This window comes from Candidatus Magasanikbacteria bacterium (assembly GCA_021648085.1).
Taxonomy (GTDB): Bacteria; Patescibacteriota; Patescibacteriia; order Magasanikbacterales; family UBA922; genus JAKITS01.
This window is the reverse complement of the sequence record JAKITS010000001.1, coordinates 893,030-908,468: the sequence shown is the minus strand read 5'-3', so window position 1 is coordinate 908,468 and position 15,439 is coordinate 893,030. Positions and strand designations below refer to the sequence as shown.

The 15,439-nt window shown below is 31.1% G+C and carries 11 protein-coding genes and 1 pseudogene; all 12 read right to left on the bottom strand.

What is annotated here, in order from left to right; genetic code table 11:
* Position 1: 1 nt before the first annotated feature.
* On the bottom strand, positions 2-469 hold the full coding sequence (locus L3J07_04485; GenBank protein MCF6277061.1) for a class I SAM-dependent methyltransferase: 468 nt from the start codon (positions 467-469) through the stop codon (positions 2-4).
* A gap of 72 nt (positions 470-541) precedes the next feature.
* On the bottom strand, positions 542-1,621 hold the full coding sequence (locus L3J07_04480; GenBank protein ID MCF6277060.1) for a radical SAM protein: 1,080 nt from the start codon (positions 1,619-1,621) through the stop codon (positions 542-544).
* A 384-nt stretch (positions 1,622-2,005) separates the two neighbouring features.
* Positions 2,006-2,221: a hypothetical protein gene (locus L3J07_04475; GenBank protein MCF6277059.1), complete on the bottom strand. Its 216-nt coding sequence runs from the start codon at positions 2,219-2,221 to the stop codon at positions 2,006-2,008.
* 56 nt (positions 2,222-2,277) lie between these two features.
* Entirely contained in the window at positions 2,278-4,365 is a 2,088-nt protein-coding gene (locus L3J07_04470) for a copper-translocating P-type ATPase (GenBank protein MCF6277058.1), read from the bottom strand.
* Positions 4,366-4,381: 16 nt separating this feature from the next.
* The gene (locus L3J07_04465) at positions 4,382-4,765 is read right to left on the bottom strand and encodes a DUF302 domain-containing protein (GenBank protein MCF6277057.1); all 384 of its coding nucleotides are present in this window, start codon (positions 4,763-4,765) and stop codon (positions 4,382-4,384) included.
* Between the two features lie 70 nt (positions 4,766-4,835).
* Positions 4,836-5,090 (bottom strand): DUF2164 domain-containing protein, encoded by a 255-nt coding sequence (locus tag L3J07_04460; protein MCF6277056.1) that lies wholly within the window; start codon positions 5,088-5,090, stop codon positions 4,836-4,838.
* A 410-nt stretch (positions 5,091-5,500) separates the two neighbouring features.
* Positions 5,501-9,748, bottom strand: a complete 4,248-nt coding sequence (locus L3J07_04455; protein MCF6277055.1) for a fibronectin type III domain-containing protein — start codon at positions 9,746-9,748, stop codon at positions 5,501-5,503.
* Between the two features lie 65 nt (positions 9,749-9,813).
* Positions 9,814-10,307, bottom strand: a pseudogene (locus L3J07_04450) (Bro-N domain-containing protein).
* 472 nt (positions 10,308-10,779) lie between these two features.
* On the bottom strand, positions 10,780-11,226 hold the full coding sequence (locus L3J07_04445) for an NUDIX domain-containing protein (GenBank protein ID MCF6277054.1): 447 nt from the start codon (positions 11,224-11,226) through the stop codon (positions 10,780-10,782).
* 291 nt (positions 11,227-11,517) lie between these two features.
* Positions 11,518-11,970, bottom strand: coding sequence for a hypothetical protein (locus L3J07_04440; GenBank protein ID MCF6277053.1), 453 nt, complete (start codon positions 11,968-11,970; stop codon positions 11,518-11,520).
* Between the two features lie 72 nt (positions 11,971-12,042).
* The gene (locus L3J07_04435) at positions 12,043-12,954 is read right to left on the bottom strand and encodes an aminoglycoside phosphotransferase family protein (protein MCF6277052.1); all 912 of its coding nucleotides are present in this window, start codon (positions 12,952-12,954) and stop codon (positions 12,043-12,045) included.
* Between the two features lie 351 nt (positions 12,955-13,305).
* Entirely contained in the window at positions 13,306-15,348 is a 2,043-nt protein-coding gene (locus L3J07_04430) for a DUF262 domain-containing HNH endonuclease family protein (GenBank protein ID MCF6277051.1), read from the bottom strand.
* Positions 15,349-15,439: the final 91 nt, after the last annotated feature.

Below are 15,439 nucleotides of genomic sequence, written 5' to 3'. Positions count from 1 at the left end.
TTTATTTTTTCTGCCCAAATATTTCTAAAATTTTATGCCAATGATTATGTCCTTTTGTGTTGTCATAGAAATCAAAAACTTTTGTTTTAATATTATAAAATCCTGCATCTTTAAATATTTTTTGTAAATATTCATTAGATAAATCAGACTTACTATTTACATCTAGTTTATCAAAAGTTTGTACAAAAAACCAGCCATCTTTTTTTAAATTAATATAAATTGTCTTAATAAACTCTTTTTTATTTTTTATTTTATGTATCACATAATTTGAGTAAACTAAATCAAATGGTTTATCTTTTGATTCAAACAAATATTCCAAATCAACTCCAGTTTTCAAATCCACACCATCTGCTTTCCATCCTATTTTTTTTAAATCCTCAACATCAGAAAAATTACCTGCACCCAAATCTAAAGACTTTCTTGGTTTATTAAATTTTTCTATTACAAATTGTTTCAAATGTTTATTCATATCTTTATTATATAATAAGTTCTTATAAAAACAAAAGGCCGTTTAATAAAAAACGGCCAAGTTAAAATTATTTTAAATACAACAATGAGGATCTTCTTCTAAATAGTCGCCCATCTGTATTAAAGCACGCGCCCTACAGCCCCCACACTGATATTTTATCTTACAACTCCCACATTTACCTTTTAAATTCATTCCAAGCATATTTCGTACTATTGGATTGTTTTGATATTTAATATTCATTTGCTCTATATCTAAGTCAAAAACATTCATCATTGAAATATCTAATAAAGCACAAGGTGTCATAGTTCCATTAGCATTTACATTAAAAGTAATCGCCGCAGCTCCACAACCGTCAAAAACTAATTCACCCTCTTCACCAAAATCACTTTTTCCTCTAAGAATACATTTTAATGGGTCGTTTGTTGTCACATTAATATCTGGAAAAATCTTTTTCAATCTATAAATTTCTTTCAAAAAAGAAAATTTTTGATCACGGGTCATCCACAAATCTCCTCGTCCTATTGCTTTTCCTGCAGGATGTATAGCAGAAAAACTAACTCTTTTACATCCAATATTTTTTGCAAAATTAACCATTTTCTCCATTTCACAAATTTGTGATGCTTGTATAGTTGAACGCATAGATGCCACCAAATTTGGGATATTACTTTCAACAACTAATTTTAATGCATCTACAGCTTTTGAAAATGCACCGTCATAAACACGAAAACTATCATGTTTTTTTGGGTCTAAATTATCCAAACTTATAGAAAGTACGAAACGCTGAAAATTTAACTCTTTAATTAATGAAAGATGTTTTTTTGTAAGTAAAAGACCGTTTGTTGTTAATGTTACAAAATCTCCACCGCTGAACCTTACCTGCCTTAAAACATCTTCAAAACTATCATGCAATAAAGGTTCCCCTCCAGAAATTACAATTTCTTTATAATTTTGGCTGAACTGCCTAGCAAATTTAATTATTTTCACAATTTGATTAATTGGCATATCTTTCCTAACCTGATTGTCTGCTCGACAGTGCTGACAACTCATATTACATCTTCCAGTAATTTCAATCTGAATCTGTCCAAACTCTATTTCATAGATTATATTTTCTGTTTCAACCTCTAAGCCTTTTATTTGAGTTTTATATTCCATCGTCTTTCCTCTTCTTTGAGTTTTTAGAAAAAATGAAGGGAGGAGAACCTCCCTTCTGTTTCAAAAATTAGTCACATATACTGCAACTACCTTTGCCGATACGCACTTTAATGCGTTTTTTAACTACTTTATTTTTCATTGTTTTACCTCCTTTTTACCCATATTATTTTATTAATTTTTAGGCTAGAAACTTATAATAAGTTTCTATTTAATTTAATTAACCTAAAAAAATAATAAATAGAAATAGGACTTTGAGTTTAATGTTAAAGAACTAATAAAAATACTATCATTATTCTTCTATTTTGTCAATAATTTTAAAATCTTACCAATTAAAAAAGTTAGTATAAGACTATATACTAACTTTTATTTATTTTAATATAAAAATTAAAACAATGTTGCCACATAATTATGTATTAAATACCCAATCACCAAGACTAAAACAAAATAATATATTGTCCAACCTTTTGTAGCGGGAAAATATCTTGCCATTATGCTAAAATTTCCTTTGTACCATTTTTTGACACCAAACCAAGAAATTGCGTTTGCCCCAACTGAATCCACCAAAAGAATATAGAAGAATATAATCCAAAATGTTGTCATATTTTTTGATTAAGAATTATTTTTTAAAATACTAAGTTTATTTTACCATTAAAAAATTATTTTTTCAACTTTAATAATCTTGCATTTATAGCAACAATTACAGTACTAAGCGACATCATTCCTGCGCCAATTGCTGGCGAAATCACAACTCCGTACCCAATCAAAACCCCTGCTGCCAAAGGTATGGCTACAGCATTGTACCCAGTTGCCCAAAATAAATTTTGTATCATTTTTCTGTAAGTTGCTTTTCCAAAAATAATTAATGAAACAACATCTTTTGGATTGCTATTTACCAAAACTATGTCCGCAGTCTCGGCTGCCACATCTGTGCCAGACCCAATCGCTATACCAACATCTGCCAAAGCTAATGCGGGAGCATCGTTTATGCCGTCTCCAGCCATTGCCACAAACTCTCCTTTTTCTTGTAGTTCTTTTATCTTTTCCTGTTTTTCGTGTGGCAAAACTTCTGCAAAAAATCCATTCAATTTTAATTTATCAGAAACATTTTTTGCAATTTTTTTGTTGTCTCCTGTCAGCATAAAACACTTAATTCCCCTATTTTTTAGCTCTGAAATTGCTTCAAAGGATTCCTTTCTTATTTTATCTTCTAGAGTAAAAACTCCTACCAAATCTTTGTCCACAACTATAAAAACAAGAGTAGCAACATCGTCTATTTTTATATTTTTTGGTATTTTCAATTTTCTTTTTTCTAAAGCTTTTTTACTTATAAGTTGAATTTTTTGTTTATTTACAACACCTTCCACACCTTCACCTTTTAAAACTTTAAATTTTGATACTTTTAATATTTTTAGTTTATACTCCTTTGCTTTTTCGATAATTCCTTTTGCAATTGGGTGTTCTGAATTTTTTTCCAAAGAAGTTGCAAACTGTAAAACCTGCTTTTCTTTGTATTTTTTATCAAACAAAACAATAGAACTTACTCCAAATTTTCCTTCTGTAAGTGTTCCTGTTTTATCAAAAACAATTGTTGTTATCTTTTTTGCATTTTCAAATGCAGTTCTATTTTTAATTAAAAGACCGTTTTTTGCAGAAACAGATGTTGAGACAGAATTTACAAGAGGAATTGCAAGTCCTAAAGCGTGCGGACAAGCAATCACCATAACAGTTGCCAACCTCTCTATTGCAAAAGCCAAATCTGGTCCATAAAAAAACCAATACACAAAAGTTCCAAATCCTGCAACTATTGCTATCATTGTAAGCCAGCGAGCTGCAACATCTGCAAGTTTTTCGGTTTTAGATTTTGATTCTTGAGCCTGTTTTACCAAGTTTATAACTTTTGCAAGATAAGAATCTTCTCCCGTTCCAGAAACTTTAACCTCCAAAATTTTATCCCCATTTATAGAGCCTCCTATTACAACCGCTTTCAATCCTTTTTTTACAGGCTTAGATTCACCCGTAAGCATAGACTCGTTTATATAACTAGATCCTTTTACAATTATTCCGTCTGCTGGAAACTTTTCACCAGCTTTAATTAAAACAACATCATTTTTTTTAAGTTTTGATATTTTAACATCTACTACATCTCCATTTTTTAGTAAATGGGCTGTGCTTGGCATAAGTTCTGCCAATTTTTCCAGTGCTTTTGATGCTCCAATTATAGATTTCATTTCTATATAATGTCCCAAAAGCATTACATCTATTAAAGTAGCAAGCTCCCAAAAAAAATACTTTCCTTTTAGTCCAAAAACAACTGCGGTGCTATAAAAATAAGCAACAGAAATTGCCAAAGCAATTAGCGTCATCATTCCCGGTTTTTTCTGCCTTAATTCTGTAAAAATACCTTTTAAAAATGGCTTTCCACCCCAAAAAAATATAAAACTAGAAAGAGCAAACAAAACATATTTATCACCAACAAAACTTAGTTCAAAATTTAATAAACCCTGAACAAGAGGAGAAAGTACCAAAATTGGCACTGTAATAATTGCGGAAACAATAAATCTTTTTTTATAATCTTTCATCATCATTTTGTGATGATTATGATTTGCACTTTTCTTACTATGCCCTTTTACATCTTTATGTTTATTATGTGAGCCTTTCATTTTTACAAGTTTTGTTCCGTCCATTTCACATTTTCCCGGTTTACTATATTCCATCTTACATTTTGGACATTTATATTTTTTCATACCCTCCTTTTTTAAATTATATATTATCAATTACTTTTTTTAGCTTTTCTTCTATAATTTGTGCCGTATTTTCCAGATCTTTATTCTCCACAAAGCTCATTGCAACAGTTGGAAGTATGGCGGAAACAAAAGTATCACTATTTTTTTGGTAAACTATCACATTGCAAGGCAACAACAACCCAATTTCAATCTCGGCTTGAAGTGTTTTGTAAGCATTTGGCGGATTGCAAGCACCCAAAATAATATAGTTTTCAAAATCAACATTAAGTTTATTTTTTAATGTTGATTTTACATCTATTTCCGTAAGAACTCCAAACTGCTCTTTTTGTAGCTCTGCTTTTGTCTTTTCTATTGTTTCTTCAAAAGAAAGATCCACTTTTTTACTATATCCGTATTTCATATTATTTATTTTTTAATATTAAGTTTATATATTATACCAAGAAAAAGAAGAAAATATATAACTTTATATTTTATTTTTTAAGTAAAAGCTCCAAATCTATCTCCAAATCATCAAAACGATTTTTTAAAACATCTTTTGAATCCTCTACTCCTTTATTATAAATATTTTCTCCAATATTTTGTAAGAAAAAATCCAAAACTTCCTCTCCAGCTATCATTCCAGGTTCTTCATCTCGCTCTTCTGCAAAAAAAGTAATTAATTCCCTGACAAAATATTTCCTTTCTTCACTTGAAAGTATATCCCACCTTCTTTTTATTTTGTTCATATTATTATAAAAATTGATATATTTATATAAATATATCCTTATAAATTTTGAATTTATTTCGGATATACGCTGTTATACCTCATTCCGCTCCGCTCCATTGCGTATAACATTCCAGTATATACGATGTTTTGCGGAACGCAGTGGAGCAAAATATGGGAGAGCGAAATGCAACGAGTGAACCACATATACTGTGTTAGGCGAGCCGAACGGAGCGATAGCGAAGTGAGAGTGCAACGGGGCAAGTTTATAGCGGAGCGGAGGGCGTGGCCTATTTTTCTAAAATTTTTCAATCATTATTATTGTTATAGAATTTTATCTTTAAAAGAAATTTTGATTTTTCGTCTGGGCTTTTGGGAAGAGTGGGAATTAAAGGGGTGAATTCTCCCTTTCTCAAACCCCTTATTCTTTACTTATTCCCCAAACACTTCGTTCAATTTACTTCTAGTACTTGGCCCGACATAACCAAAACCAATATCAGTACTATCCTTTATTACACCGTATTTTAATTGGAATCTTTGAACTGCTTTTTCTGTGAGTATTCCAAAATATCCTGTTGTTAATCTTTCTAAATATATGGAAGGTAAGGTAGATAATAATTTTTGTAATCTTCTAACATCATTATTTTTCATTCCTATTTCTAATCCTTTTGTGAATAAAGAAGATGTTTTTATTTCTTTTTTAACTTCTACTTGTTTTTTAATGGATTGTTCTGTTTTTTCTATTATTTTATTATTAGAATCATTAACAAACTTAATTGTAGATGGACCAAAATACCCAGTACCAACAGATAACTTTACTGGCTTAAGTATTTCATTATAATATTTATTTTGAAATTTAATTAAAGCATTTTTAGTAGCTCTACCAAAAAATTCTGTTTCATAGCCAGATGACCCAGACTCACCTTTTGATGAAAGTGTAAATCTATTATTATTTAAATACTTTTGTAATTCTTTTACATCTCTTCCTGACATTCCAACTCTTAAACTACGAGTAAATTTATAGCTTTGTTTCTTAGAAGTAGAAGTATTTTCTTGTTTTTCAACTTGTTCTTTTATTTTTTTGTTCTCTAATTTAGTAAAAGTTAAATCAATTCTGTTTTTTAACAACTCGTTATATTTAATTTTAATATCATTTATACCATCTTTATTTAAATCAATATTCTTTGTCTGTTTTGGATATAAATATATGGCAACAGGATCAGGATTTAGAACAAGCTTTATTCTTCTATCCGACATATCTAACTCCTCAATTTTAACGATATACTTTTTATTGTTTCTGTAAGCTACAAAACCAATCATAGAATTTATATAAGCTAAAAAGTTTTTTCCTTTTGTATTTATAATAAACCCAGATTTTGTTTGACCCATACCAATACTAGTGTCCGTTGTTCCATTTCCAATTGAATGTGGCAAGACGTATCCACCACCCCCGCTAACACTACTAGCAGCTGAACCAAATACACCAAAAGTAGTGAAATGATTAGTCTCACAAGACACAGTATTAGCTGTTGTATTTACTGAACAATTATCTAAAACAGACCAAGCACTACCAGTCCAATAATAAATAGCCAATGTAGTTTCATCTAATTCGCTTACATCACTATCAATATAAGTAATGGTAATAACTATATTTTTATCAAAATTTTGTATAGCTGTATTCACATCTTCAAAAGCGGTCAAATTGTAGGTATGTTCACCCACTATACTTGTTTCACTAGGAGTATTCGTAGTTAATATTACAGCATTAGTGTTTAGTTTATTTAATTGAAATTCAACACTATAATTAAGAGTAGAAGAAAAATTAGCTGGCACATTTAAAGAAAGATTTGCTGTGCCAGAATTAAAATTAATAGTAGCTCCAGTGGAAACAGTAACTGTGCTAAATTTTATTTCTTCAACCGCTGCTGAGCCTGTACAACCTAAAGTTGTAAAAGTATTATCGGAACTTGTGCCTTGGTTTTGGGCTAAATCTTTTGATCTAACTCGGTAATGATATCTTGTACAAGGTAAAAGATTAGACAATGAAATACTATGATCAGTTACACGTGTTGGTGTATTTGTTTCAATAGTAGATGTAGTATAACTAGAGGTAAGTCCATAATCTACTATACTAGAACCTGCTTCATTGGTAGCCCAAGCAATAGCTGTTGTAATTGAAGTTGGAATGGAAGTAATGCTAGAATTAATTGGCAGAGTAAAATCTTCAGTTATTACCTTATCAAAATGTACTGCCCAATTATATAATGTATTACCATAAAGTGATGAGGTAGGATCGGTATCACGAAGATTACCAGCAGGAGACCCAACAATTTGAGCACCTGGTACAGTTCCAGCTACTCCAGTATATGCATAACGAAGTTTTTGACCACTACCAGTTGGAGTACTGTCTAAAGTTACTTTAACAGTTTCTGAATCTAATAGCTCCACACTACTAATACTTGCTGAAGTAGTCGAATCATAGTATTCAAAACCATAATTGTTACGAGCACTAACTAAAGAAGTATCAAAAGCTAATTCTCCTGCTGGTACATGAAATTGAGCATAGATAACATTATCATTTCTTACAATAGTATCTGGACTAAGAGGTCTCCAAGCCTCACCATCAATGACAACTTTTTTTATAACTTTACCATAATATTCTCCGAGCCAACGATAACCGACATTTGTTAAATGAGCTGAATCTGAATAAGTGAAAAAATATTTTGGAGTTACCAACACGATCTTATCTGGATTATCTTCAGCTGCTGATAATTGATCGAGAGTAATCGAAGGAAACGCGGCATTATACCAATTAAATGAACTCATTTGATCGGTAAATAATGGAATGGTTCTGGTTTGACCAGTAATTGCTTTGATATCTGTTTCATAATCAGACTGCCATGCTTCTAAATACCCTTGATAAAGACCTCCATTACCAGCTAATTGATCAGACTCTCCATGTATAGCTGTCACCCCAATCACTCTGTCTGTCAGACCAAGTGCAGTAGCTGCATTTTTAACATCAGTAGTCTGAGATAAACCATTATTGTATGCTGAAGTACCTTTCTTTAACCCAGAATATGCTGTTCCTCCAATACCATGACGAGTAACAGCTGATTGAAAACTACCGTCTGGAGATAAAGCTGTAAGAGTATTTGCCATAGCACTGCTCATTGTTTCTACACTACTTTCTATTAAAGGTACTAAAGATGAACCGCTTAACATTTTATTGCTATATGGTTGACTAGTAGATAGGGCTGGAGAACCATTCTGACCTTCGGATAAACTTTGACCTGTAGATAAAATATGATTAAAATAACTCAACTCATTTACTTGAGAAGTTGCTGAGCTCAAATAAGCATTACCAGTAATAGGTGTAGTATCTGCTATTGGAGTAACTTCAAATTTAAAATATTTATTTAAATCACTAGAGGCAACTGTATAATTGATACTAGTTTCTCCAGAAATAGCTGAATATGTTCCATCTGCCGTATCTGCTTTTAACCAACGATATAAAGAAGTTGCTTCACTATCGCCATTTACATCATTAAAAGTGTAATTACCTGTGATTAATTCTCCAACCGATACTAATCCAGTTATAGTTATTGTATTAGCAGTTGGCACAGTTGGAGTGCTGGATATTGGAGTAGCCGAAGAAATCGAAGAAGCATTACTAGTACCATTAGTATTAGTTGCTGACACTCTAAAGTCATAGCTAAGTCCATTGGTTAGACCTGTGACAGTAGTAGTAGTGGTTGTAGAAGTCCCATCTGCGAAAGTAGACCAAGTAGTCGGTTCTGAAGCTAATTTATATTCTACTTTATAGTCAGTAATAGATACTCCTCCATTATTAACTGGAGCTGTCCAAGAAAGAACCATTTCTGTACTAGATGAAGTTGCAGTTAGACTGGTGGGAGCGTCAGGAACAGTGGTTGGCACTGAAGAATCTGAAACAATTGAACTGTAAATAGTTGTTGTTAATGATGAAGAATGACTGGCAGTAATAAAATATCCTGTAGAAAAAGTACCGTCTGCAATAGAATTTACTCCTCCAGCAAATAGGTCTATATCCTCACCGACGTCATTAAAATCTCCGTCACCATTGGTATCTTGATACAATTCAAAAGTTGCTCCTGCTGATGTTCCAATATTGATAATAGCTCTATAGCGTCTATTAGCGACAATAGCAACTCCTGTGCTAGTTAGAGTAGCCCAAGCATTGTTATAACGACGAGCTATATAAAAACTCCCTGAATTATGAACTATCAACGCATAATTTTCATTAGTTGCATGATTTAGTATGTCATTAGGGCCATACGCAATAGGAGCGCCAAACTGCCCCGTAACACTAACTGAAAAATCCGTCTGCAACATAGGAGTAGATGATCTAAGAAAACTATCTTGACTAACCAATCTAACACCACCCCAATTAGCACCGTCTCCTACTATTGTTAATGCATCATTTTGTTGAATTGAACCCGAAGAACCACCAACTCCCGTAGCATCAACTTCATTCCATTTAGAAGTATTAATAGTGGTACCTGTAAATGTATCCTCTAGTACAACAGCTGCCTGAGTTGTATTTGCAATAAAAATAAAAATAATTAAAGAAAAAACTAAAATATAACCTGTAAATATTGGTGATATTTTTTGTAAAATTCTATTTTTTTCTAATAACATAAGACTAAATTGTATTTTTTAATAATATTTATTTGTGTATTATATCCAGAGTGTCTAAATTTTATGTAAGACTTAACACTTTTCCCAGACCACGATTTTGTGATTTTGTAAGTCAAAATGGCAAATTCCAAACCTTCCTTCACTCCTCTTTCTTGCCACTCATCTGTAAGCTCTTTACGAACCTCAATTGTTTTGAGTCTTTGATTAATCCATTCTTTGGAATATCCCTTTTTTAGATATGTTTGCACAGCTCTGTTAATTGCTAATTCTGGGTCTTCTGTTTTTTCAATCCTTTCATAACCGACTTTGCTAGCCAAAGCTTAAAAGGCTCTGCTTTAGGCGAAGGAATTGACTGAATAAGCTTTAAAAGTGATTCTGTGTCAGCTACATCTGTAATTCTCATTTTCCCATCACTTGCTATTAATTTCAAACGGCTACAATTTGTAGCCACTTCACTACCTTCTTTTTTTAGCCTTGTTTTCAATACACTCCAATATTTTCGTGGATTAACACTTTCGGTTAAAACTTCAATAACATCAATGATAGAAAAATACCAAATTTCTTTATCTTCGTCCCAATGACGACGAACTTATTTTTCGTGAAAAAGTACAATTGAAGTATCTTTTTTAGTCATATTTTAAAAATTATTATTACCTTAGTGTTACATCTATATTATACTAAAAACTATGTTTTTACAATTTTATAAATAAAATCGTTTTCGGATCGATAGCGGAGAAAATACCATATTTCCCCTCTAAAAATAAAAAAGAAAAATTTTGTTTTGCTTCCTTATTTTTAAAAGCGAAGCGGGAAACCTCCTTATTATCAAACAGATAAAAAATGTATGTCGCCTAACGTTCCAGTATATCTGATGTTTGCCAAAATTCCTTTAAAAATCAATTAGTTTTTGGCAAATATGGGTCGAGCGAGGGCACGAGCGAGCTAGATATACTGTGTTGTCAGACCCGAGCGTAGTTTACGGAGCGAGAGTGCAACGGGGGCGTAGCGATAGCGGAGCAGTTTTTAAAAAATTATAAATTTCCCGCTTTAACCATGTCTATCGATGACTTTCCTCCTTGCTCCTCTAAATATACTTTATTCTTATCTGCAAAATAATGTTTCAACCTTTCAACTTGTTTAGGCACAGTGTTTTTAGGGATACTATCTAAGGTAAAATATCTTAAATCTCTAGCTTCTTCATTTAATGTGAGTTTTCCACCAATTACATTACAAACGAACATAAAAACTATTTCATCTTTATGAGGTTTTGCGTAAATACCCATAAAACGAGAGACTTCTACATCTAAGCCAGTTTCTTCTTTTGCTTCACGAATCATGCATTGCCAAGGAGTTTCGCCTTTTTCAAGACTGCCACCGGGAAGATTCCATAAATTGTAATCATTACGATGACAAAGCAAAACTTCACCTTGTTCGTTTGTAATTATCCCAAAAACCCCAACTGTTATTGTATGTTTCATAAGAATTTATAATTTTTTAAAAATTTCTGACAACGTCAGGGATATCCGAAGTTTTTCTGTAGCGTAGCGGAAGAAAAATTTGGAGAAATGGCGAGCCGAGCCATTTCTCGTATATCCCTTGTTAAGTGACCTGACGACCGAAGGGAGGAAAGCGCAGCGTGGTGCGGAGTGAAACGGAGCAAGTAATTTTTTGGGCGTTCCATCCAGCGAACACAGTGAGCCTTCCAGAACAAGTATCAATGGGCTTGGGCGTATCAGTTAAGTGCTTCCTATAAAACTTGATGAAGATTTCTATTTAATATCTTGAGGTATTTTCTTTTCTCGCTTCATTTTTTCTGTCTTTTGTTCCACAGTCATAAAATATGGTTTGTCTCTGAAATGTCTGTTTAGTATTTCACAATTCTCTTCAAGTGAATGTTCTAATGTGTCATTTTGAAGAATTTGTCCTGTTGCTACTAACTTTTTTGCTTCCTCAATATCTGAATCTGCCTCATAAAGAATTGCAGTAATTTTACAACCTGCAAAAGCTAAGGCAGTAGTTCTATGACTACCATCTAACATAAAATATTCTGCAACGGGATTTTGATGTTCAAATCTTTCAAATTCTTCAAGAAGTTTGTTATCAAAATACTTTCTGACTATATCTTTTCTGATGACTGGAACAAAAGGCACTTCTTCTCCTGATTTGCATTTAGAAAAATATTCATTTAGAACGCTATCGCTATGAACTGGGTAATCGTTCAAAGTGACAATTTGATTGGGCGTTAGTTCTATAGTTTTCATACCGTATAGAAATTAAGTAGTTCTTTAAATAGTTTAGCGTTCTAAATCCTCAATTATCTTTTTTAGTCTATTTATGTCCAAGTCCAATCTTTTTGAAATCTCAGGAGTAAGTTTTTTATTCAATTTTCCCTCTTTAACTAAACCTAAACGCCAAACTGAATATCCAATATCTCCGCAGGTATTGAGTAAGGAAATAACCAGTAATCTCTTTTTGCCTGTTTTTGATATTGGGTATCTATATGTTTTAAGGAATAGTTCTTTTTGTTTAGGATTTAGTTTTAAGCTTTGAATAAAATAGACAAGATCCCATTCGGGAAAATTGTATCTTGAGAATTCCCAGTCCAAAAGTCTAATGTTCTTGCCATCATAAATAATGTTTTCTCTTGATAAATCGCCATGCAACAAACAAGCCTCTTTTCTATCAGCAAAAATGTTGTCTTTTTTTGTGCAAAAAACAGTTACTCTCTTGAAAAGAGAATCAATTTCATTAGCTGTTTTAGAGGGAATTGCATTTTTATGGTTATTAACATTCCTAAAATATGGTTTTATTGCTTTCAACATGGAGTGTTTTTTGCAAGGCTTTTTTTGTTGATGCAGTTTCTTAAGCCATTTAGCCATTAAAATTATGAATTTGCCATTTAGTTTCTTAGGATATTTTCCATCAACAAATTCTTCAACAAAAAAATCAGCAGGAATAATTTTATGAGATTTATCAAAAAAATAGACTTTTGGTCCTAGTTTGGGTTTTAGAGATTTCAAAAGATTATATTCTTTTTTTAAATTCTTGAATTGAGGATTGTTTTCTATTCGCAAAACATATTTTTTTCCAGTTGTTTCAATTGCATAATTGTCATTATGATTTCCACTAGCGAGAAAAGAAAATTTTATTAAATCTTCATCAAGTTTTTTACAGGTTTCTTCTACTTGTTTTTTAGTAATTTTCATAATAGGTAGGTAAGGAAGCACGTTTATATAAGTTGCCCAAGCCCCATCACATTTTAGCCCAAAAAATTATTTCACTTAACGTTTAGTATATGCGATGTTTTGCGGAGCGTAGCGGAAGAAAAATTTGGGTGAAGCCCGAGCTGAGGGCTGAACCGTATATCCCTTGTTATACGCCCCGACGACTGAAAGGAGGAGAGCGCAGCGTGGCACGGAGCGTAGAGGAGTGAGTTCAAAAAATATTTTTCGTTTTTATTCATTTAGATAGGCTTTCGTTTATTTCTTATAAATTTGATTTTTTCGTTTTTCTTTTTCCAAGAGGGGTTAGGGGTGAATTGGAAAAAGGAAAACTCCTTATTTCTTTGTATTTTTTAATGAGAAGATAATACTTTCAGCAGGATAATTCATACGTTCACAGATTCTTTTTAAGATTCTAACAATATGATTTGCACTAAGTCCAACTTCAATAAAGTGTCCTTCAATAAATTCTATGGCATTTGGCAATTCTTTGTCTATTTCAAATAACCATTTGAATTCATCACTCTTTTTGATATTTACAAATTCAGTAGGCGAAAATTTATATAAAAAATTACATGTTTTTAATAGTAAATCTCTCCATGTCTTTATTTCAATACCTAATTCATCATTTTCAAAAAATAAACGAGACGGCTTACTTCCACTAAAACTATCTTCTGATTCTAAATCAAAAGTTTGTTCTTCTGGAATTGGTTTAGAATAAGTTGTTTTTGGATATGGCCAAATTTCCTCTGCATTTTTTATTAAACTTTTTGCTCTTTCTATTATAATTCCTTCATTCCAATCTGTTTGATTATCAAGTTTATAATTTAATTTTAATCTGCTTGTCTGAAAATCTATTTGTTGTTTATCTTCTAGTGAATTATTAGACAATTCACTATTTTTTGCTGTCAAACTTAAATTACCTAATGTGTGTAAATATTTATTGTGAATCTCTTGCCAGTTATCGCCTAATTTTAGTTTCCATTCTTTTGTTAGTGTCTGTGGCATAATATGTTCAACAGTTAAATTTTCCACATTTACAGGATAAGCAGAATTATAATTTTCTAATGATTCTAATAAAAAGTTTTTATTTTTTGCTTGTAATCTATAAATTTCTTTATTTATTAAAGCATTTTCAAATTCTTCGTTAGTTGGAACTTTTTGAGAGACTCTTTTTTCAAGTAGAATGTAATTCAATATATTTACATACTGATCTTTCCATGAATCTTCTTTTTTAATCTCTTTTGAAAGAGTAATAAACATTTTATTTAATCCTTGTGTGGTGTTATCCACTAGAATTTTTCTAAAAGCATAACTTTCAATTAATGTAAGGATTTCTATAATGTTATTTTCAGAAAGATTTTCCAATTTGACATCATTAAAAATATCAAATAAATAAGGATAACAAATAGTAAATTCTAATTTATTCAACCTTGATAATTTTTTATTAATTTCAATATTCTTATGTTCTTTAATTTGGACAAACCAACTAAATAATTCTGCGAATGTTAATAAATCATCAAGTATTTTTTCTTTATCTTTTTTGAAATTATTAAATGAATATTCTTTGAAAACTGAATAAACATCTGCCTTCTTTACCCATGTTCTTTCTTTGAAAATTAAATAATTTCTTATAAATTCAGCAATATTACCAGTTAGATTTTCTATTTCAATCCAATATTGTTTATATAACTTTTCTTGTTCAACTGGTTCTAAATCCATTAAAATGTAATTTCTAATTAAATCTCCTGCTGTTAAATCAACACCTGTTGAATTAAGGCTTTCAAAGATTAGTTGAGGATCATCTTGTCCCCTTACTAAATCTATTAGAACTACCTTCAATTTCCTAAAAGAATCAAAAATCTGCTGTGGACTTAATTCTTTTGAGGAAATTTTATTTAAGAAAAAATTATAATTATTAATAATATTAGAATTTACATCTAAATTATTTGATTTTTCAAAAAGATTTTCAAAAAATTCTTTATCTTGTTTATTTGGTTTGAGCCTAATTCTTTTATTTTTTTCTTTAGAATATTTATTAATCAAAAAATCCATTAATTGCTCGATTAAAACATTCTCTTCTTCTGATTTGTTTTCCTTTTTTTCCAAAAAATCATGTAGAGCCTTTAATAATAAAGAAACAGTAGTTAATCTTTGTTGCCCATCAATTACAGTATATTCTTGAAAACCACTTCCTATTGTTACCAGTGTTCCCAAAAAATGATCACTTCTTGAATTATTATTTAAATCAATTAAATCATTCCATAATTTAAGACAATTTACTTTAGTCCAAGCGTAATCTCTCTGATAAACAGGGATAACAAAACTTTTCCCCGAACCTTCTAAAAATTGATAAATTGGTAATTGTTGTACTTGCATATTTCCACCTATTATAAATTAAAATTGTAATTAGTATATAAGTTTTCTCTTTTAAATAAAATCGTTTTCGTAACGGAGTGGAGAAAACACA

Bases quoted from the DNA above. Each gene is read 5' to 3' on its own strand.
- L3J07_04465 (MCF6277057.1), bottom strand. From the start codon at position 4,765: ATGAAATACGGATATAGTAAAAAAGTGGATCTTTCTTTTGAAGAAACA.
- L3J07_04435 (MCF6277052.1), bottom strand. From the start codon at position 12,954: ATGAAAATTACTAAAAAACAAGTAGAAGAAACCTGTAAAAAACTTGAT.
- L3J07_04430 (MCF6277051.1), bottom strand. From the start codon at position 15,348: ATGCAAGTACAACAATTACCAATTTATCAATTTTTAGAAGGTTCGGGG.
- L3J07_04460 (MCF6277056.1), bottom strand. From the start codon at position 5,090: ATGAACAAAATAAAAAGAAGGTGGGATATACTTTCAAGTGAAGAAAGG.
- L3J07_04470 (MCF6277058.1), bottom strand. From the start codon at position 4,365: ATGAAAAAATATAAATGTCCAAAATGTAAGATGGAATATAGTAAACCG.
- L3J07_04475 (MCF6277059.1), bottom strand. From the start codon at position 2,221: ATGACAACATTTTGGATTATATTCTTCTATATTCTTTTGGTGGATTCA.
- L3J07_04445 (MCF6277054.1), bottom strand. From the start codon at position 11,226: ATGAAACATACAATAACAGTTGGGGTTTTTGGGATAATTACAAACGAA.
- L3J07_04485 (MCF6277061.1), bottom strand. From the start codon at position 469: ATGAATAAACATTTGAAACAATTTGTAATAGAAAAATTTAATAAACCA.
- L3J07_04480 (MCF6277060.1), bottom strand. From the start codon at position 1,621: ATGGAATATAAAACTCAAATAAAAGGCTTAGAGGTTGAAACAGAAAAT.
- L3J07_04455 (MCF6277055.1), bottom strand. From the start codon at position 9,748: ATGTTATTAGAAAAAAATAGAATTTTACAAAAAATATCACCAATATTT.